Source organism: Halovibrio variabilis (genome assembly GCF_007991175.1).
GTDB classification, from domain to species: domain Bacteria; phylum Pseudomonadota; class Gammaproteobacteria; order Pseudomonadales; family Halomonadaceae; genus Vreelandella; species Vreelandella variabilis.
In genome coordinates this window covers 171,445-188,597 of record NZ_BJXV01000011.1, presented here as the reverse complement: position 1 = coordinate 188,597, position 17,153 = coordinate 171,445, and the positions used below count along the sequence as shown (strand labels likewise).

Genomic DNA, 17,153 nt, shown 5'->3' with positions numbered 1-17,153 from the left:
TCAAACGCCGACAACCATACTGTAATAGTTCTCATTTACCACGTCAATACAAATACGAATACTTTTAATTTGGTTTTTCCAGCCTCACCGTCAGCTAACCAGCTGCAGCCACAGCGGCAGCGTGAGCATTGCTAATAGCGTTTGGCCGGTAATGATCGCGGCCATCAGCTCGGCATCGCCACCCAGCTGGCGCGCTAAAATATACGCCGAGGTGGCGGTAGGCAGAGCGGCAAACAGCAGCGCTACATCGCGGCTGACCGGATCGAGTTGCAACATCCAGCTAAGTGCCAGCACCAGCGCAGGCATGAGCAGCAGTTTAACGCTATTGGTCGCCAGCACACCGCGGTCAACACGCAGCAGCGCCGCCGGGCGCAGGGCCACCCCCACGGCCACCAAACCCAATGGCAACGCTGCCCGCCCCAGTAGCTCAACCGTCTCTTGACTCCAGCCGGGCAAACCCACGCCCGAAAGGTTCAGGCCAATGCCCGCCAGACAGGCCAGAATCAGCGGGTTTTTAATCAACGCCATGGCACTTTTACCTACGTTAGCACCGCCTAGCGTGCCTGCGGCGACAAAGCTTGCCACGCACATTACGTTAACCACTGGCACCATCACGGCGACGGCGACCGCAGCGGTGGTGGCGCCTAAACTCCCGTGTAGCGCGGCGGCGCCGGCAACACCCACATAGGTATTAAAACGTACCGCGCCCTGGAAAACGGACGTAAACGCCGCAGGCGTTAATTGTAGCCAACCGTGTAAACGCCAGAGCAACATGCCAAACAGCGCCATTGAGCCCAGTAACACCAGCGCTAAACGGCCGACCGGCACTTGGCTGACATCCGCGGTGGCCAAGGTGCTCACCAGCATGGCGGGAAACAGCACAAAGTAGATCAGCTGCTCGATCTGTGGCCAAAATGAGTCGCTGGGCCAGCGCGCGTAGCCCAGCGCAGCACCCAATAAAATTAATAAAAACAGTGGCCCCAAGGCGCCGGTGATACTCTCCATTTGCATCCCTTTTGCCTGCGACATCCCAGCACAGCGATATCGGCGCGATTACTGTTACCATGATGAAACATCCCGCCTCACGGCTTGCGTAGCGATTATTCTGCCATGAAGATGACCTCAAAACCTGCACACTCTGCGGCTTTCCCCACTTTAAGGGTACTGATACTGGTGACCGGTTTAGCGCTGGCCGCCTGTGCATGGTACGCCTTTGCGCATTGGCTGCATCGCGATAGCGATGTCACCTGGTTTCCACCGACGGCTAGCTGCGACTTGCACGCGGCACCCTGCTCAGCCACGCTGGGCGATAGAGGCCGCCTCACGCTTCACGTTCAAACCAACGGGCGAATTGACGCGCTGGAAACATTACCACTGGACGTTGAGGTAGAGGGCGTCAAGGCTACCCGGGTTGAGGTCGATTTTATCGGCCGCGATATGGATTTGGGGCTCCACCGTTTTGCGCTCAGCGCCAGTGCCCCCGGTCGTTTTAAAGGCCAAGGCCAAGTAGGGATGTGCACCCAAACCGTTATGCCCTGGCGCGCGCGTGTCATACTGGAAACCCCGGCAGGAAAAATGGGCAGTTGGTTCGATTTTGACGTCGTTCGGAGTTAGCACAAATGGCAAGAAGATCGTTATGGCTTGGCGCTGGAATAGTCACGTTATTGATAGCGGCCAGCGGTATCGGCCTCTATCAGTATGCATTCGCACCGCAAGACGGTGAAGCGTTGGGTGGCCCGGTAGAGCTCCCCTCCACTCAGGGCGATTTTTCGCTAACCCAGTTGGACGACGATCAGGTCGCTATCCTGTCGTTTGGCTACACCTACTGCCCTGATATATGCCCCATGACGCAGTCGGTCAAGCGCCAAGCCCTGGCTCAGCTTTCTGACGAGCAGCGCGAGCGCGTGGTGCCGGTGATGATCACCGTCGACCCCGAACGCGACACCATCGAGCGCATGCAGGAGTATATGGGCTTTTTCGGCGATACGTTTATCGGCGCGGTGGGCAGCCAGGAACAGCTTGAGGATGTGGCGTCGCGCTATGGCGTGGTATAGCGGAAGGTCGAAGCGCCAGATTCGGCGATGGCGTACACCATCGACCACAGCGCCTCGCTGTTTCTGGTCAACCGCGAGGGCGATATTCTCCAGCGCGTACTCTACTCGCCGACCCCACACGGCTTGGTTTCCGCGTTAGACAACCAATTAGACGGTTAATCGGTTGAGGGTTGCTCAGGGGCAGCCTGCAAACGATCCAACATGGCCATCAGCGCGCCAATTTGGGTGCCGTTACGGGTATCGTGCTGAGGGCTTAGCTGCCAGGTACTTTCGGCAAAGCCCCACCAGTCCCAGCAGCCCTGCGGATTCGCGATACTGCTTTCCGCTTGGGGATAAAGCACGATTTGCTGATGCGCTTCCGCCCAGGCGTTTAATCCGCTATAGCGCACAAACGTATCGCCAATCGCGTTTGCGCTCATTTGACAGCCGTGTAATGCCAGCGTTACCGGGCACTCGCCTGCTGCACAGCCTTCAGGAATAAACACATAGCCGGTGTCGGCCAGGCCTTTTACCGCAAACTCGGATTGATCAAACGCGGTTAGCGCTGCGCCGTTTTGTGCTGACGCTTCACGCTCGGGATAGAGCCAATCCAGCATGTCGCCGGCAATGTCTTCATCGCAGGCTAACACGTAGCTACCGCCTCCCTGTCGGCAATCGCCCCACTCCTGGGGCCCTGGGGCGGCTTCACTGGGTAGCCGCACCGGCCAGCCATGCCCGGCATTTTCGCTGCGCGCAACGCGTAGCTGGTCAGGCGAAGCGAGCCACTGCTGCCACTGCTCAGCAAGCAGGTCGCCGAGTAGGGGCTCCACCACGTCGTCCTCTTCACCGTGCCATAGATAGGCCCGGAGTTGGCTAAGTGCTTCTTCGCTACCTACCTGTTTAAGCTCAATATAGCGCTGATGTCGCGCCTCCAGCTCATCTAATGAAGGCGCGCCCCGACGGGTCATCATGCACTGGTTAAGCGCCAGACTCAGCGAACCCTGTGCACAGCTCCAAGGCCCCGCCGCCAATACACCCACGCCGCTAAAACGTTCTGGCCAAGCCACGACAAGCTGGGTCGCCATATAACCGCCTGACGATACCCCAACGGCACTGGCTTGATCGACAGAGGCGCCCAGGGCAGGCAAATCATCGGGCTCGCTAGGCGTCTCGTCTTGGGCCATCAGCGGCGCCGATACGCACACGCCGACGCAAAGTAGCGCGTAAGCAATCGGGCGCAATGTGAGGTGGGGGGCGGGCAGCATCGCTTATTCGACGCCTAGCAAGTCAACGCGGAAGGTCAGCACTTCGTTAGGTCCAATCGGCCCTTGACCACTCTCACCATAAGCAAGCTCAGCGGGAATATACAGCATCCAACTATCACCAACGCTCATCAACTGGAGCGCTTCCTGCCAGCCTTCGATGACTTGATTGGTCTGAAAGCTCACCGCCTCACCGCGTTCAAAGGAGCTATCAAAAACGGTGCCATCCAATAGCATGCCTTCGTAGTTCACTTCGACGCTATCTTCAGGGCCGGGGGTGGCGCCATCGCCGGATTCAAGCACTTCGTACTGCAGGCCAGAGTCAGTCACGGTGACTTCTTCGCGCTCGGCGTTTTCGTCTAGAAAGGCTTCGCCTTCAGCGAGGTTCATTCGCGCTACTGCTTCGGCTTCGGCTTCCCGCGCTTGCATTGATTGCTCTTGGAACGCCATTAGCGCTTCGCGCATTTCTTCTTCACTTAGCGCTAGCTCATTACCTTCAAAAACATCGCTCATGCCGTCGTTAAACGCGTCCAAATCGAGGTCTTCGATGTCCGCTTGCATGCTTTCGCCCAGGGTGACACCCAGGCTATAAGCCAAGCGTTGTTCATCGGTTTCTGGCGCTGCCGCTGCAAAAGGGGCAACCAAAAGCAAACCTGTCAGTGCCGTGGTAGAGAGCAGTAATTTCATGAAAGATCCTTTTATCTTGTAGAGAGCGGCGCCGAACGCCAAACGGTGCATGCAAAGACTAACACCCACCGCCCCGAGCTGCATCTTCCGGGCGATGGGTGTTTATCAGACCCCCGTATTGGCAAGAGGTTTAGTCGGTTTAAACGACCAGTGTTGGACAGTGTGCCGCGCCTGCCACGCGCTGGGAAACGCTCCCCAACAGCGGGTTCTTCTCTCCGTTGGTGCCCTGCGCACCAATTACAATCAGGTCACACTCCCGCTTGCGGGCAAAGCGAACGATAATACGCGAGGGGCGCCCCCCTTTAACAAAGGCGCGCACGCGCGACTCCTCGGCACCCAGCTCTATCGCGTGGGATTTGGCGTGCACGGCGATCTCAGTGGCGTACTCTTTTAACGCATCGTCGGGAATGTCCAGCTGGTTAGGCCGCACCATGGAAAGCGAGGCTTCCAGCAGGCTGTGGTGTTTGAACACGCACAGCAGATAAAGCTCGGCGCCGGTTAGCATGTGTAAGCCTACCGCTTTTTCCAGCGCCGTTAAGGCGCCTTTAGAACCATCCACCGGAACTAAAATGCGATTAAACATTCGCGTACTCCTTGTGGCTGCTTAGCGGAAGGCTATATCGCGCAGAAACAGCGCAATTTGCGGGAACATGATCAGCAAGGCGGCGGCTGAAATCAGCATGAAGATAAATGGCGGGGTGCCTTTGATCACGTCCCAATAGGGGCGTTTAAAAATCGCAATCGCGGTAAAGATATCGCACCCGAAGGGCGGCGTTGCCGACCCAATGGCCACCTGCAGCGTGATCAAGATACCCACCAACACCGGGTCGAGCCCGGTGGCTTCAATGGCCGGGGTGAAGATCGGCGTCAGCACCAGAATCACCACAATCGGGTCAACGAACATACAGGCAACGAAAAAGGCGATACAAATCGCGATCAGCACACCCGTGGGCCCTGCTTCATTAACGCCGACCGCCTCCAGGATCATCTGCGGAATCTGCGCAAACGAAATGATCCACGAAAAGCCGTTGCCCACTGCCACCAGGATAAATACCACGGCGGTAATCAAGCCGGTCGATTTGGCGATGGCGTAGATGTCGTTCATTTTGAGCGAACGAAACACCACAAACTCAAGCAGGATGGCATACAGCACGCAAGCGGCCGCCGCCTCGGTCGGGCTGAACACACCGCCGTAAATGCCCCCAACGATAATCACCGGAAAGCCTAGCGGCCATAGCGCCTGCTGAACTGCTACGGCGCGCTCTTTCCAGGTCGATTTTGCTTCCGTTGGCACGTCTTTGACGATGGCGTAGATAATGCAGTAAGCCGAAAACATACACAGGATCATCAACCCAGGCCCAATCCCGGCAATAAATAGCTCGCCGATAGAAGTCCCCGAGATAACCCCGTAAATAATCATGCCGATACTGGGGGGGATCAAAAACGCAATATCGCTGGAATTGATAATCAGCGCCAGCGTAAAGGAGTCCGAGTAGCCCGCTTTCAACATCTTGGGGCGCAGTGGCGAGCCGACGGCGACCACGGTTGCCTGGGTAGAGCCTGAGACGGCACCAAACAGCGTGCACGAAGCCGCCGTGCTCACCGCTAAGCCGCCCTTAATATGGCCGATAAATGCCATCACCATATCAATTAAGCGGTTTGCGGACTGTCCGCGGGTCATAATATCGGCGGCAAGAATAAACATCGGCACGGCGATCAGTGAGGCCGGGCGGATACCCGCCATCATTTGCTGGATCAGCGTTTCCATCTGGCCGAAGCCATTAAACATCATATAAAAGCCAATGACCGCCGCGGTAATGAGCGGGATCATCATTGGAAAGCCCAGCAGCAGCAGGGCAATCATGGTCGTGACCATTATTGTCGTCATCGCGGTTCCCCTAGGGTGCAGTGCCCTGCGTTAGACTTCAGTTTCGGTGTCTTTATAACCATCCACCACGCCCGTTGAGAGATAGACATCCCTGGACGTGACATTTTTAACGGCGGTCAGCAGGTATTGAATACCGGTAATCAAAAAGCCCATCGGCACCCATAGGTAAATAATCCAAATCGGCAAGCCCAAAGAGGGCAAAACACGTCCTTTGCTTTGCAAATCGATAATATACAAAACCGAATAGTAGAGTAGAAAGAACATCACCAGGGAGGTAAACAGCGCGATAAAGATCATCAGCACTTTGCGGCCACCGACCGGCAGCGCATCGTAGATCGCCGACATGCGAATATGTCGGCCATGCCTGGCAGCGTAGCCAATCCCCGCAAAGGTAATCATGACGATCAAAATCCGGTTTAGCTCGCCAGAAAACATAATGCTGTTACCAAATACAAAGCGCGCAACCACATTGGTGACCGTATTCAGCGCCATTAGCAAAACGCCCATCGCAAGGATCACGGCCTCTAGTTTGCTAATGGCAGTGTCGATCAACCCTAATATCCCCGGCAAGCCGGAGCGATAATCCTTTTCCATCTCTTCATCGGTCATGGCCGGACTCCTTATAACAGCTCTAAAGGCATCGAATTAGTGCCGTCGGCACAGTTAACCCTAGCGTAACGGCAGGACGCCGCAGGTGATTCAACGCTAGATGTACGACATTCGAGAGTAACGCGGTAAAAAAACCTGGCCGAGCGCTGAATACTGAACGCCGCACCACAAAAAAAGGGGCAGCCTGTGCTGCCCCTGGTGCTAATCACCCGTTTTGCCGGTGCGGCTTAACGGTGATTAATCGTTGGTGACGGCTTCAAGGTCGGCTTTAAACTGCTCAAGCAGCTCTTCACCGTCTTCACCGGTCATTTTCAGGAAGGCTTCTTCAACTTCCGGCGCACGCTCACGGAAGGCTTGAATTTGCTCTTCATTCAGACGCGTTACGGTCACTTCATCGGATGCTGCCTGGATCTTCTCAAGCGACTCTTCAGCCAAGCCCTTGATATGCTCGATGGTGTGATCGTAAGCGGCATCAGAGGCTTCTTGCACCAGCTGTTGATCTTCTTCAGGCAGACCTTCGTAGAAATCCTGATTAGCCATCATCGCGGTCGTGAACCAGCCGTGGCCGGTGAAGGTCAGGTGTGGCGACACTTCATACAAACCGCCAGACTCGATCCAGAAAATCGGGTTTTCTTGGCCATCGATAATGCCGGTCTGCAGGCCTCCGTAAACTTCGCCCCATGGCAATGGCGTCGGCGTTGCGCCAAAGGCTTCATAGGTTTCCGTTAACAACGGATTGGTCATGGTGCGTATTTTCATGTTATCCAGGCCTTCCGGCGTGGTAAACGGCTCGTTGGTGGTAATGACCATCTCGCCTTCTGGATACATTTTCAGCAGCTCTAGGCCTTGTTCGGCATAAAGCTCTGGAAACATCTCGTTGATCGCTTTACTTTCTTCAAAGAACTCGAGAACGGTCTCTTCGTCGGTGGGCAATAAGTAAGGGATGAAGAAGATCTGCGCTTCAGGAATCAGCGAGCCGGTAAAGCCGGGCGACTGATTGACGAACTGCAGAATGCCGTTCTGGGTCTGCTCCATAATGTCGTCAGACTCACCCAGCTCACCAAAGCGGTAAACCTGTACGGTGTGGTCTGAGTTGTCTTCAACATACTCTTTAAAAGCGTAGGCAAATACGTCTTGAACGTCACCTTCATACTCTTCGTGGGCGTAGCGCCAGTTGTCTGCTTGAGCAGCGGCGCTGAGACCAAACAGCAGTGCGCCTACGCTTGCCGTTGTCATTAATTTAGTGGTTACAGAACGAGTAGAAACGGATTTGCTTGCCTTCATGCGGTGTTCCCCTTGCAGTGGTAAGCGCGCTGTACGAGTGCGCAACAACCTAGTTTTGAAAACCCAGTGATTAAAACGCGATGTTTTAACCGTTGAGCCCGCCTCGTGTCTCTTAACACGACACTGTTATTCGTTGGCCTGTATTGGCTACTACATGTGCTACTAGCCAGCCGTTCGCTACCAGGCAGTGATGTGTTTGTTGCTGCATGCTAGCGAGCGAATAACGCTAGGTAATTTAAAATCAGCTTAAATTCAGGCTAGCGCGCTCCTTGGTGGGGGTCAAGCTGCAAAGTAAGCGTTTGTAGCGCCTGAAGCGAGGCCGTTTGGCTTTTCAGCGCTGCAGACGCCGGAGGGTCAGTGGTGGCGTAAAGCAGCTGTTTTCGCAGCCATTTTGCCGAATCTAGCGGCATTTCAGTGATATTTCTGACCGGCAGATCAACGCTAGACGCTTCCCAAACCCATGCCTGCCAACGTTGAAGGTTCTCACGCTCGGCCATCAATTCAGCCTGTTTGATGGTCTCACGCAGCCTTGCCACGGACTCGCTCGAGGCCGCGGAGGCTTTTAAATCGCGGCGTAACCCACGCAATACCGTGGTCACATGGCACTGCCAACGGCGGCGCTGTTCACGCTGGCGAGCAAGCGCGGCGGGTTCGGCTTCCAAGCCGCAGGTGTAAAGCCAGCAATGGAAAATTACCTCGCATACGTCTAGCTCAGCCTCCTCTTGAAGCGTTAGGCACGCCGCCTCGACGCCGGGCTTGGCGTAGAGCGCCAACGCGAAATCCCATAACGGTGTCTGCTGTAGGCGCTGCAATCGGGTAGAATCAAGCGTAATAGACTCTCGCATCAAATGACCCACTTTTTTCGGAGAAGGCATGATCGCACTGCGCCAAGTCGCCCTGCAACGCGGCACGCAAACGCTACTCGACAACGCGGATATTACCCTGAACAGTGGGGTAAAGGCCGGTATTATCGGGGCAAACGGCGCCGGTAAATCGAGCCTGTTCAAACTCCTGCTGGGCGAACTGGGCCCCGACCAGGGCGATATCGAGATGAGCGGCGGCCAGCGCATCGCGCACATGGCCCAGGAAGTCGACACCCTCGACCGCCCGATTATTGAGTACGTACTCGATGGCGATCTCGCCCTGCGTCAGGCAGAAGCCGACTTACACGCTGCCCGCGAAGCCGGCGAGGCCCACCGCGAAGCCGAACTGCACGGTTTAATTGAAACCCTGGATGGCTACCGCGCGGAATCACGTGCGGCGCAGCTACTCGTGGGGCTGGGCTTCCTCCAGGCAGACCTCACCCGACCGCTCTCGGCGTTTTCCGGCGGTTGGCGGATGCGGGTCAACCTCGCCCGCACGCTGTTTATGCCTTCCGACTTATTGCTGCTCGATGAGCCTACCAACCACCTGGATTTGGACGCTCTGCTATGGCTGGAGCAGTGGCTGACCCGCTACCCCGGTACGCTGCTGCTGATTTCCCACGACCGCGACTTTTTGGATGCGGTGTGCGATCACATCGTGCATATGCACCATCAAACGCTGGAGCTTTACCGCGGCAATTATTCCCAGTTTGAACGCACCCGCGCCGAAAAGCTGGCCCTGCAGCAGGCTGAAGCGGCCAAACAGCAGGCGCGCCGGGAGGAAATCGAGCGTTTTATTACCCGCTTTAAAGCCCAGGCAACCAAGGCGAAGCAGGCCCAAAGCCGGGTCAAGATGCTCGAGCGGATGGAAGATATCGCCGTCGCCCACGTCGATTCCCCCTTCCACTTCACGCTGCCCGCCGCCGATAAAACCTCGCACCCCCTATTGGTACTCGACCAGGCCCAGCTCGGTTATCGGGGCAAAAGCGGCGACGGGAGTGATGACAATGTGCAGCTGGATAAGGTCAACGTTACCCTGTTGCCCGGCAGCCGAATCGGCCTGCTGGGGCCCAACGGGGCGGGCAAATCGACGCTGATCAAATCGCTAACCGGGGAACTTGAGCTGCTTAACGGCAAACGCATCCCTGGCGAGCATTTGGCGATTGGCTACTTCGCCCAGCACCAGCTTGAGAGCCTGGACGTGACGTCGACGCCCTTTGTGCATGTGCAACGCCTTTCGCCCACCGCCAGCGACCAGGATATCCGTAATTTCCTGGGCGGCTTTGGGTTTAAGGGCGATGACGCCTTCGGCAAAGTCGCTAACTACTCCGGGGGTGAGAAAGCCCGCCTGGCACTGGCGCTCGTCGCTTGGCAAAAGCCCAATCTGCTGCTGCTCGATGAGCCCACCAACCACCTGGATTTGGAGATGCGCGAAGCGTTAACCCAAGCGCTGGCCAGCTTCGAAGGCACGGTGATTTTGGTCTCACACGACCGTCATCTGCTGCGTGCCACCGTGGATGAGTTTTGGAAGGTGGCGGATAACCGCGTCGAGCCTTTCGACGGCGATTTGGAAGACTACCGGGTGTGGCTTAAAGCACGGCTGGAAGAGAGCCGCCGGGATTCCCGCGGCGAAAAAGCCGAGCGTCAGAGCCAGCAACCCAGCGGCGACAGCCGTGAGGCGCGCAAAGCATCGCGCAAAGCGGCCGCCGAGCTGCGCGAAAAATTGCGCCCGCTGAAAAAGCAGCGCGATCAGGCGGAAAAGGCCATGGAAAAGGCCCAGCAGGAGCTTGATAAGGTCGAACAAGTGTTGGCGGACCCTGAGCTCTACACCGACAGCAACCGCAAAGCCGAACTGACCAAGACGCTTAGCCAGCAGGCTGAAATTAAAGCGCGTTTGGACGCGTCGGAGCGGCAGTGGCTGAGCGCCGAAGAGTCATTGGAAACAATGGAAGCCGAGCTGCTCGAAAGCGAAAATGCGGCCAGCTAGCATCACGCTGGGCTAGCTTTCCAACAAAAACGTGACCGGGCCATCGTTGATCAGCGCTACCTGCATAGCGGCGCCAAATTCACCGGTGGCCACGTTCGGCCAGGCCGTGCGAGCCTGCGCCACCAGTAAGTCAAACAGCGCTTCGCCCTGGGCGGGGGGAGCGGCGCTGGAAAAGCTGGGCCGCAGCCCTTTGCGTGTATCTGCCGCCAGAGTGAACTGGGAGACGAGCAACAGGCCGCCCTTCGCCTGCTGTAGATTGTGGTTCATTTTGCCCTCGGCGTCGCTGAATACCCGGTAATGCAGCAGCTTATGCAGCAGCTTTTCCACGCTAGTGGCGTCATCGTGCTTCTCCACCCCCACCAGCGCCAGCAACCCGTGGTCGATACGGCCGACAATATGGCTGTCTACTTCTACGCTTGCGCGCTTTACCCGCTGAATCAAAGCTTTCAACGTTCATTTCCCTCACTGCGTTAGTCTCTGCCTAATAGCGCATCGCGAAAGCCTTCTTTTAAAGGCCGCTCGCCCAACCAGATGCCGAACATCGCGTTGGCCAGTTCTGCGTTACCGCCCTCAAATAGCGTATCGCCATTTAACACCAGCCGCAGGGTATCGCCGTCCCAGCTGAGTACGTAGCGATCTTGTGGTTCAACATCCTGATAGCTTGCGTTGAAGGCATCAATCTGGGTTTCCAACTGCGCATACTCATAGGCCGTCAGGTTGTCGCGTAGCGTGTCGGTGGTGGCTTCGACAAACTCGGAGGCTTCAATGGCGTGAAAATAGGCCAGTTCCAGACGCCGCGGCACATCACTCAACGGCTGCGGCTGGGTGTCATCTGCCGCTTGGTAATAGGCACCGGCGTAGGCCGTCCAGATCATATAGCGCAACACGCCGCTACCGATAAGGTGATAGCGCTGGCCATGCTCTTCTACTGTGCGCTCAAACGTTTCGCCTTTTACAGTCACGCTATTGGCCATGGCCCAGGGGATCATCAATAGACCCGCCAATAGCGTTGCCAATTGAGCGACGCGCCGAGCTTGCGGCATGTATATGGACATAGAACCTCCTAGTGGCTGTATCGCTATACATACCATTACAGCCAATAAAGGTTCCGTACAACAGCTTATTACTACCTGTGCGGCATTAACCAACGACCGCTAGCAGTGAGCACTTACCAGGCGCGGCAAAGCATCAGGTCGCAGTGGGGCTCACTCAACAGCATTTCCGTGACTTGGCTAACGTGGTGAGGCTGACCCCGGCTGCCGATCATCACCAAATCGGGGGAGTGCCGCTTCATATACGCCTGCAATACATCGCAGGGCGCGCCCTGCTCTAGCACTAGCTCTACGTCGGGCACCCCGTCGAGCTCTCCCATCAGGCTATCAATTTCGTTATTCAACTGCTCGCGCAGGCGCCGCACCTCATGTTCACGCCAATGGGCGTAATACGCCTGTGAACCCAGCTCGCGTTCACCGGGCAACGACCAGGCGTGCAGCAGGGTAAGCGTCGCTTCAGGGAAGCGGATTAGCGCCTCTTTTAAGGTATGCCGCGCGGTCAGCGAAAAATCGATAGGCACTAAAATGTGCCGCCAGGGCTGGGTGGGTTGATAAAAGGACACCACCACTGGGCACGGGGCGCTGCGCAGCACGCGCATAACGGTGGTGCCCGCCAGCAGGTCTTTTTGGCCCCGCTTGCGGTGCATACCCAAAATAATCAGCTCGGCATTGCGCTCATGGGCCTCGCGGATAATCTCAGTGTGAGGCGAGCCGGTGACGGTTTGGATCAACGTTTGGGGCGCTTCGAGGCCGTAGTCTTCGCGCAGGTCGGTCGCGATGGCGGTAATATCTTCGACCACCGCGCTTTCAATATCGCGCAGCACACGCCGCGGCAGGTAAGGGTCCAACACGTGCAGCACGTCTAGCTGAACGCCCCGGGCATAGGCCAACCTTAGCGCCCGAGCACAAGCAGCGCGATTCTCAGCGGAAAGGTCGGTGGCAAACAGAATCGTACTTGGGAGAGCACTTGAGATCGTACTTGAGCTAGTACTTGGCATGGTGCGAGGCATGGCGAAACGCTCCTTGGCCGAGCAACTCAGCCCGACAAGCCGTTAAGCGAACAGTCGAATCTTCAGCATGGTGCGCAACGCCTTTTCTGGCAAGCCGATACCGTTACCACCAGGCGTAAAAGTGATGCACCGGGCCGCGCCCTTTGCCGACATTTAAACGCACACTCGCCTCCAGGGCAGCATGCAGCCACTGCTTGGCCTCGCTAATCGCCGCCACCGGCGCATCAGCGGGGGCCTCGGCGGCGGCCTCGGCGGGCAACTTCGCCAAGCAGGCGGCAATCGCCGAGGAGAGCGCACAGCCGGTACCGTGCAGGTTATCGGTATCAATGCGTGAGGCGGGCAGCCATTCATGGCGGCTGGGCGTGGCTAACAGGTCTGGGCAGGTTGCCCCGCGTAAATGGCCGCCTTTCAGCACCACATAGGGGGCACCTAGCTGTGTCAGGGCGGGCAGCATTGCTTCCATCGCGTCCGGCGTGGTGGGCGTTGGCGTATCCAGCAGCACCGCAGCTTCCGGCAGGTTAGGCGTTATCACATCAGCAAGCGGCACCAGGATATCGCGCACGGCGTGGATGCCATCATTATCGACCAGAATATCGCCGCTTTTGGCCACCATCACCGGGTCGAGTACGATCCAGCGTGGACGGCGCTGGCTCAGCACCTCAGCAATCACCTCGGCCACTTCGCGGCTGGCGACCATGCCGATTTTAACCGCGTCTATCGCCACATCGTCGAGCAGGTGCTCCAGCTGCTCGCGAATCGCCTGGGGCGAGACGGGATACACCGAGGCCACCCCGCAGGTATTCTGGGCGATCACCGCGGTGATGACATTGGTGCCGTAAACGCCCAGCGCTGAGAACGTTTTCAAATCGCCCTGCAAGCCAGCGCCGCCAGAAGGATCGGAGCCAGCAATCGTCAGTACATTAGCCAGGCGGGAATCGGTAGCCATGAGGGTCCTGTCAGCAAATTAGTAAGTATCGACCTAGGATACCCAAGCGGCATCCATTGTGCTGCCTTAAACCATAAACTCTCTAACAACATAGACCATCTAACAACCTAGGCTATCTAAAAACATAGTCTATCTAACCCACAAAAGCCGCCCGAAGGCGGCTTTTGCGTGCTCGCGTGCTGAAAAACCCAACTACTGAGTAGTATCGCCCTCAGGGTTACGCGCGTTGTAGTAGGCCTGTTCGGAGATGGCGTGATAATCCTCGACCTTGTCCTGGAAGGCCTGATAAGAGTCATAAATACGGGTGGCCAATTCACTTGTTTCAGCCAGTTCGCCCACCACCTCAGACGAGTATTCGCGCGCTTGGGCGAGTACGTCGTCGGGAATGCGGCGCAGCTCGACATCGTGCTCGTTGACCAGGGTTTCCAGTGCATCGTTGTTACGCGCGGTGTACTCATCCAGCACGCTTTGGTTAACGTCGCTAATGGCGGTACGCAGGATCGCCTGCAGATCCGCTGGCAGCTCCGCAAAAGCCTCTTCGTTGACGATCGCCTCGAACATCACCGTGGGTTCATGCCAGCCTGGGTAGTAGTAGTAATCTGCCGCCTGATGGAGACCAAAGGCAAGGTCGTTGTAAGGGCCGATCCACTCGGTGGCGTCAATCGCGCCGGACTGTAGCGAGGTAAAAATCTCACCGCCCGGCATGTTCACAATGGCCACGCCCATGCGGCTCATGACTTCGCCACCCAGGCCGGGCATACGCATTTTCAGGCCGTTCAGGTCATCAACGGAGTTGATTTCTTTGTTGTACCAGCCGCCCATCTGTACGCCCGAGGCACCAGCCACCAACACGTCAACACCAAAATCATCGTACAGCTCGTTCCACAGCTCCATACCGCCACCGAAGCTTAGCCAGGCGTTCATTTCCTGGGCATTCATGCCAAACGGCACGGCGGCAAAGAACTGCGCAGCGGGGGCTTTACCCTTCCAGTAGTAGGAGGCGGAGTGGCCCAGCTCGGCGGTACCGTCGGAAACGGCGTCAAAGACTTCAAACCCTGGCACCAGTTGGCCCGCGCCGAAGACTTCGATGGTTAGACGACCATCCGACATGTCGTCGACCAGCTGAGAAAGGCGCTCGGGCCCTTGACCCACGCCGGGGAAATTCTTCGGCCAGGAGGTGACCATTTTCCAACGGAACTCGTTTTCTTGAGCTTGCGCCTGGTTATCAAAACCAGATACCACCAGCAGACTGGCGGAAAGTGCCGTCGTCATGGCGATGGCGACGGGGAGTGTTTTGGCTTTCATGTGGTTAAACCTCTTACTTTCTATTATTACTATTATGAGTAGGGAATACGCCGCCTAGCATAGAACACTAGGCGGTTTACGACAGGCCATTAATGGCTGTTTACTGCTTTTTGATTAGGTTGTCACTTCTTAACGTTGATAGCAGCAATGTTTTTCAACTTACCCTTTATGAGCCAAACTGTGCGGGCAGCCACGTTGCCAACTGTGGGAAAAACGTCAGCATCAGCAACATACCCAGCTGCATTAGGATAAACGGGATAACACCGCGATAGATGGCCGACGTAGGCACCGAGGGAGGCGCCACGCCGCGCAGATAAAACAGCGCGAAGCCAAACGGCGGGGTTAAGAAGGATGTCTGCAGGTTGATCGCGATCATGATGCCCAGCCAGATGGGGTCAAGCCCCATGGCGAGCAGAATCGGCCCGACGATAGGCACGACCACAAAGGTAATCTCGATAAAGTCGAGAATAAAGCCGAGCAGAAATATCACCAGCATGACGATCAGCGTCGCGCCCACCACGCCGCCGGGCATTCCCTCGAATAGTTCGGTCACCATGTGTTCGCCGCCGTAGGCGCGAAAGACCAGCGAAAACAACGCCGCACCGATCAGGATCATAAACACCATGGTGGTGACGTTAGCGGTCGAGCGCAGCACCTCTTTTAGGGTCTTCATGTCGAGCTGACGGTAAGCCAGCGCTAACACCAACGCGCCAAACGCCCCGACCGACGAGGCTTCGGTCGGCGTGGCAAAGCCGCTTAGGATCGACCCCAGCACGGCCACAATCAACACCACCGGCGGCACTAGGCCTTTAAGTAGCAGCATGCCCAGCCCAGAGGTGTGGCCAAGCTCGGCCATTAGCTCTTCGCGGTCAGCGGCGGGGGCCATCTGCGGGCGCAACCACGCGACAATGGCTACGTAAATCATGTACATCACGACCAGCAGTAACCCCGGCACCAGCGCGCCCATAAACAGGTCGCCCACGGAGACAGTTTTAGGGCTGAAAATGCCCATGTCCAGCTGCGCCTGTTGATACGCCGATGACAGCACATCACCCAGCAGGACCAACGCGATGGAGGGGGGGATAATCTGGCCCAGCGTGCCGGTGGCGCAAATCGTACCGGTAGCCAGAGAAGTACTGTAGCCACGCTTGAGCATGGTGGGCAGCGACATCAAGCCCATGGTGACCACCGTGGCCCCGACAATACCGGTAGAGGCCGCCATCAGCATGCCCACCAGGGTCACCGAAATGCCCAGGCCGCCGCGCAATGAACCAAACAACAGGGCCATGGCATCCAGCAGCGTCTCAGCCACTTTGGATTTTTCCAGCAACACGCCCATTAACACAAATAGCGGCACCGCCAACAGCGTCTGGTTGGTCATAATCCCGTAGAGCCGGTTGGGCAAGGCGGCAAGATAGCCACTATCGAAATTGGCGTCGATACCCATCGCTTCCAGGCCCAGCCCCATACCGGCAAATAATAACGCCGTGCCCGCCAGCGAAAGCGCCACCGGAAAGCCGAACATCAACACCATACAGATCACGGCAAATAAAATTACCGGCATAAATTCCAGCATTAAATGCGCTCCTCAAGATGGCTGCCACCCGTGGCAGAGGGCGCTATCCGCCCCGCCACCACGTAGCCATTGCGTACCAACTCAATCACGCCTTGCACGATCATCAGCAGCGCAAACAGCGGAATTAAGGTTTTCAATGCGAAAACAGCCGGGATGCCGCCATAGTCCGGGGAGCTTTCCAGAATGCGCCATGAGTTGGTAACGTAGCCCAGGCTGGAAGCAATGATGAACACCATGACAGGCATCAATAGCGTAATAATGCCCACCACATTGACTAACGCCTGGCGGCGTGGGGTCATCCCCCGATAGAAGATGTCTACCCGCACATGGCCATCGTGGCGAAAGGTATAGGCAGCAGCGAGCATAAACACGCTGGCGTGCATATACATCACTAGTTCTTGCATAAAAATGCTGTTTACGCTGAAGACATAGCGAAGCAGTACAATCGCGAACTGAATCAACATCATAATGATGATCAGCCAGGCAAGTGTACGCCCGAACCACTCTGAAGCGCGGTCCAGCGCAGCAATAAACGCAGGTAGTTGTGTTGTGTCCGACATAGCAGTGTCTCGCGTAATACGACCAAGGGGAGTCAGCGCCCCAGACAATAGCGCATATAACCAGACAATGCAGCGCCCACAGGCGACAAGA

General features: G+C 56.8%; 17 protein-coding genes and 1 pseudogene. 3 read left to right on the top strand and 15 right to left on the bottom strand.

Features of this window, described 5'->3' with window-relative positions:
* Positions 1-90 precede the first annotated feature (90 nt).
* Positions 91-1,005, bottom strand: coding sequence for an AEC family transporter (locus tag HVA01_RS11340; protein ID WP_146875530.1), 915 nt, complete (start codon positions 1,003-1,005; stop codon positions 91-93).
* Positions 1,006-1,110: 105 nt separating this feature from the next.
* On the opposite strand from HVA01_RS11340, the gene HVA01_RS11335 reads away from it, so the two are divergent.
* Positions 1,111-1,614, top strand: coding sequence for a hypothetical protein (locus HVA01_RS11335; protein WP_146875523.1), 504 nt, complete (start codon positions 1,111-1,113; stop codon positions 1,612-1,614).
* Positions 1,615-1,619: 5 nt separating this feature from the next.
* Positions 1,620-2,213 (top strand): annotated as a pseudogene (locus HVA01_RS11330) (SCO family protein).
* On the opposite strand, the gene HVA01_RS11325 reads toward HVA01_RS11330, so the two are convergent.
* The 7 genes from HVA01_RS11325 to HVA01_RS11295 all read right to left on the bottom strand — a co-directional run bounded on the left by HVA01_RS11325 (position 2,210) and on the right by HVA01_RS11295 (position 8,608).
* Positions 2,210-3,298, bottom strand: a complete 1,089-nt coding sequence (locus HVA01_RS11325) for an alpha/beta hydrolase family protein (RefSeq protein ID WP_146875522.1) — start codon at positions 3,296-3,298, stop codon at positions 2,210-2,212. The pseudogene HVA01_RS11330 and the gene HVA01_RS11325 overlap by 4 nt on opposite strands.
* Before the next feature lie 3 nt (positions 3,299-3,301).
* Positions 3,302-3,982 (bottom strand): BamJ family beta-barrel-assembly machinery protein, encoded by a 681-nt coding sequence (bamJ, locus tag HVA01_RS11320; RefSeq protein ID WP_146875521.1) that lies wholly within the window; start codon positions 3,980-3,982, stop codon positions 3,302-3,304.
* Between the two features lie 139 nt (positions 3,983-4,121).
* Positions 4,122-4,565 carry a universal stress protein gene (locus HVA01_RS11315; protein ID WP_146875520.1) on the bottom strand — a complete coding sequence of 148 codons (444 nt, stop codon included), beginning with the start codon at positions 4,563-4,565 and terminating at the stop codon, positions 4,122-4,124.
* 21 nt (positions 4,566-4,586) lie between these two features.
* Positions 4,587-5,870: a TRAP transporter large permease gene (locus HVA01_RS11310; protein WP_146875519.1), complete on the bottom strand. Its 1,284-nt coding sequence runs from the start codon at positions 5,868-5,870 to the stop codon at positions 4,587-4,589.
* 30 nt (positions 5,871-5,900) lie between these two features.
* Positions 5,901-6,479, bottom strand: coding sequence for a TRAP transporter small permease (locus HVA01_RS11305; protein WP_146875518.1), 579 nt, complete (start codon positions 6,477-6,479; stop codon positions 5,901-5,903).
* Between the two features lie 237 nt (positions 6,480-6,716).
* Positions 6,717-7,763 (bottom strand): TRAP transporter substrate-binding protein, encoded by a 1,047-nt coding sequence (locus tag HVA01_RS11300; RefSeq protein ID WP_146875517.1) that lies wholly within the window; start codon positions 7,761-7,763, stop codon positions 6,717-6,719.
* Between the two features lie 257 nt (positions 7,764-8,020).
* Positions 8,021-8,608, bottom strand: coding sequence for a TIGR02444 family protein (locus tag HVA01_RS11295; RefSeq protein WP_146875516.1), 588 nt, complete (start codon positions 8,606-8,608; stop codon positions 8,021-8,023).
* A gap of 28 nt (positions 8,609-8,636) precedes the next feature.
* Between HVA01_RS11295 and HVA01_RS11290 the strand changes: the two genes are divergently transcribed.
* Positions 8,637-10,613: an ATP-binding cassette domain-containing protein gene (locus HVA01_RS11290; protein WP_146875515.1), complete on the top strand. Its 1,977-nt coding sequence runs from the start codon at positions 8,637-8,639 to the stop codon at positions 10,611-10,613.
* Positions 10,614-10,625: 12 nt separating this feature from the next.
* On the opposite strand, the gene dtd is transcribed toward HVA01_RS11290, so the two are convergent.
* From dtd to HVA01_RS11255, 7 genes are all read right to left on the bottom strand, one after another.
* A complete protein-coding gene (gene dtd, locus HVA01_RS11285) occupies positions 10,626-11,063 on the bottom strand; it encodes a D-aminoacyl-tRNA deacylase (RefSeq protein WP_146875514.1) in 438 nt (145 codons plus the stop codon).
* 20 nt (positions 11,064-11,083) lie between these two features.
* On the bottom strand, positions 11,084-11,668 hold the full coding sequence (locus HVA01_RS11280) for a chalcone isomerase family protein (RefSeq protein WP_146875513.1): 585 nt from the start codon (positions 11,666-11,668) through the stop codon (positions 11,084-11,086).
* A 113-nt stretch (positions 11,669-11,781) separates the two neighbouring features.
* Positions 11,782-12,675, bottom strand: a complete 894-nt coding sequence (locus HVA01_RS11275; RefSeq protein WP_246129588.1) for a universal stress protein — start codon at positions 12,673-12,675, stop codon at positions 11,782-11,784.
* A 103-nt stretch (positions 12,676-12,778) separates the two neighbouring features.
* The gene (gene thiD, locus HVA01_RS11270) at positions 12,779-13,621 is read right to left on the bottom strand and encodes a bifunctional hydroxymethylpyrimidine kinase/phosphomethylpyrimidine kinase (RefSeq protein ID WP_146875512.1); all 843 of its coding nucleotides are present in this window, start codon (positions 13,619-13,621) and stop codon (positions 12,779-12,781) included.
* A 192-nt stretch (positions 13,622-13,813) separates the two neighbouring features.
* Positions 13,814-14,926: a TRAP transporter substrate-binding protein gene (locus HVA01_RS11265; RefSeq protein WP_146875511.1), complete on the bottom strand. Its 1,113-nt coding sequence runs from the start codon at positions 14,924-14,926 to the stop codon at positions 13,814-13,816.
* A gap of 166 nt (positions 14,927-15,092) precedes the next feature.
* Positions 15,093-16,502 (bottom strand): TRAP transporter large permease, encoded by a 1,410-nt coding sequence (locus tag HVA01_RS11260; RefSeq protein WP_146875510.1) that lies wholly within the window; start codon positions 16,500-16,502, stop codon positions 15,093-15,095.
* Complete coding sequence (locus HVA01_RS11255) at positions 16,502-17,062, bottom strand: TRAP transporter small permease subunit (protein WP_146875509.1); 561 nt, start codon at positions 17,060-17,062, stop codon at positions 16,502-16,504. Before HVA01_RS11255 ends, HVA01_RS11260 begins: the two co-directional genes overlap by 1 nt.
* Positions 17,063-17,153: the final 91 nt, after the last annotated feature.

Coding starts and splice junctions, on each gene's coding strand:
- HVA01_RS11275 (WP_246129588.1), bottom strand. CDS start 12,675: ATGCCTCGCACCATGCCAAGTACTAGCTCAAGTACGATCTCAAGTGCT.
- HVA01_RS11300 (WP_146875517.1), bottom strand. CDS start 7,763: ATGAAGGCAAGCAAATCCGTTTCTACTCGTTCTGTAACCACTAAATTA.
- HVA01_RS11335 (WP_146875523.1), top strand. CDS start 1,111: ATGAAGATGACCTCAAAACCTGCACACTCTGCGGCTTTCCCCACTTTA.
- HVA01_RS11310 (WP_146875519.1), bottom strand. CDS start 5,870: ATGACGACAATAATGGTCACGACCATGATTGCCCTGCTGCTGCTGGGC.
- bamJ (WP_146875521.1), bottom strand. CDS start 3,982: ATGAAATTACTGCTCTCTACCACGGCACTGACAGGTTTGCTTTTGGTT.
- HVA01_RS11255 (WP_146875509.1), bottom strand. CDS start 17,062: ATGTCGGACACAACACAACTACCTGCGTTTATTGCTGCGCTGGACCGC.
- HVA01_RS11305 (WP_146875518.1), bottom strand. CDS start 6,479: ATGACCGATGAAGAGATGGAAAAGGATTATCGCTCCGGCTTGCCGGGG.
- thiD (WP_146875512.1), bottom strand. CDS start 13,621: ATGGCTACCGATTCCCGCCTGGCTAATGTACTGACGATTGCTGGCTCC.
- HVA01_RS11295 (WP_146875516.1), bottom strand. CDS start 8,608: ATGCGAGAGTCTATTACGCTTGATTCTACCCGATTGCAGCGCCTACAG.
- HVA01_RS11340 (WP_146875530.1), bottom strand. CDS start 1,005: ATGGAGAGTATCACCGGCGCCTTGGGGCCACTGTTTTTATTAATTTTA.
- HVA01_RS11280 (WP_146875513.1), bottom strand. CDS start 11,668: ATGTCCATATACATGCCGCAAGCTCGGCGCGTCGCTCAATTGGCAACG.
- HVA01_RS11315 (WP_146875520.1), bottom strand. CDS start 4,565: ATGTTTAATCGCATTTTAGTTCCGGTGGATGGTTCTAAAGGCGCCTTA.
- HVA01_RS11265 (WP_146875511.1), bottom strand. CDS start 14,926: ATGAAAGCCAAAACACTCCCCGTCGCCATCGCCATGACGACGGCACTT.
- HVA01_RS11260 (WP_146875510.1), bottom strand. CDS start 16,502: ATGCTGGAATTTATGCCGGTAATTTTATTTGCCGTGATCTGTATGGTG.
- HVA01_RS11325 (WP_146875522.1), bottom strand. CDS start 3,298: ATGCTGCCCGCCCCCCACCTCACATTGCGCCCGATTGCTTACGCGCTA.
- HVA01_RS11290 (WP_146875515.1), top strand. CDS start 8,637: ATGATCGCACTGCGCCAAGTCGCCCTGCAACGCGGCACGCAAACGCTA.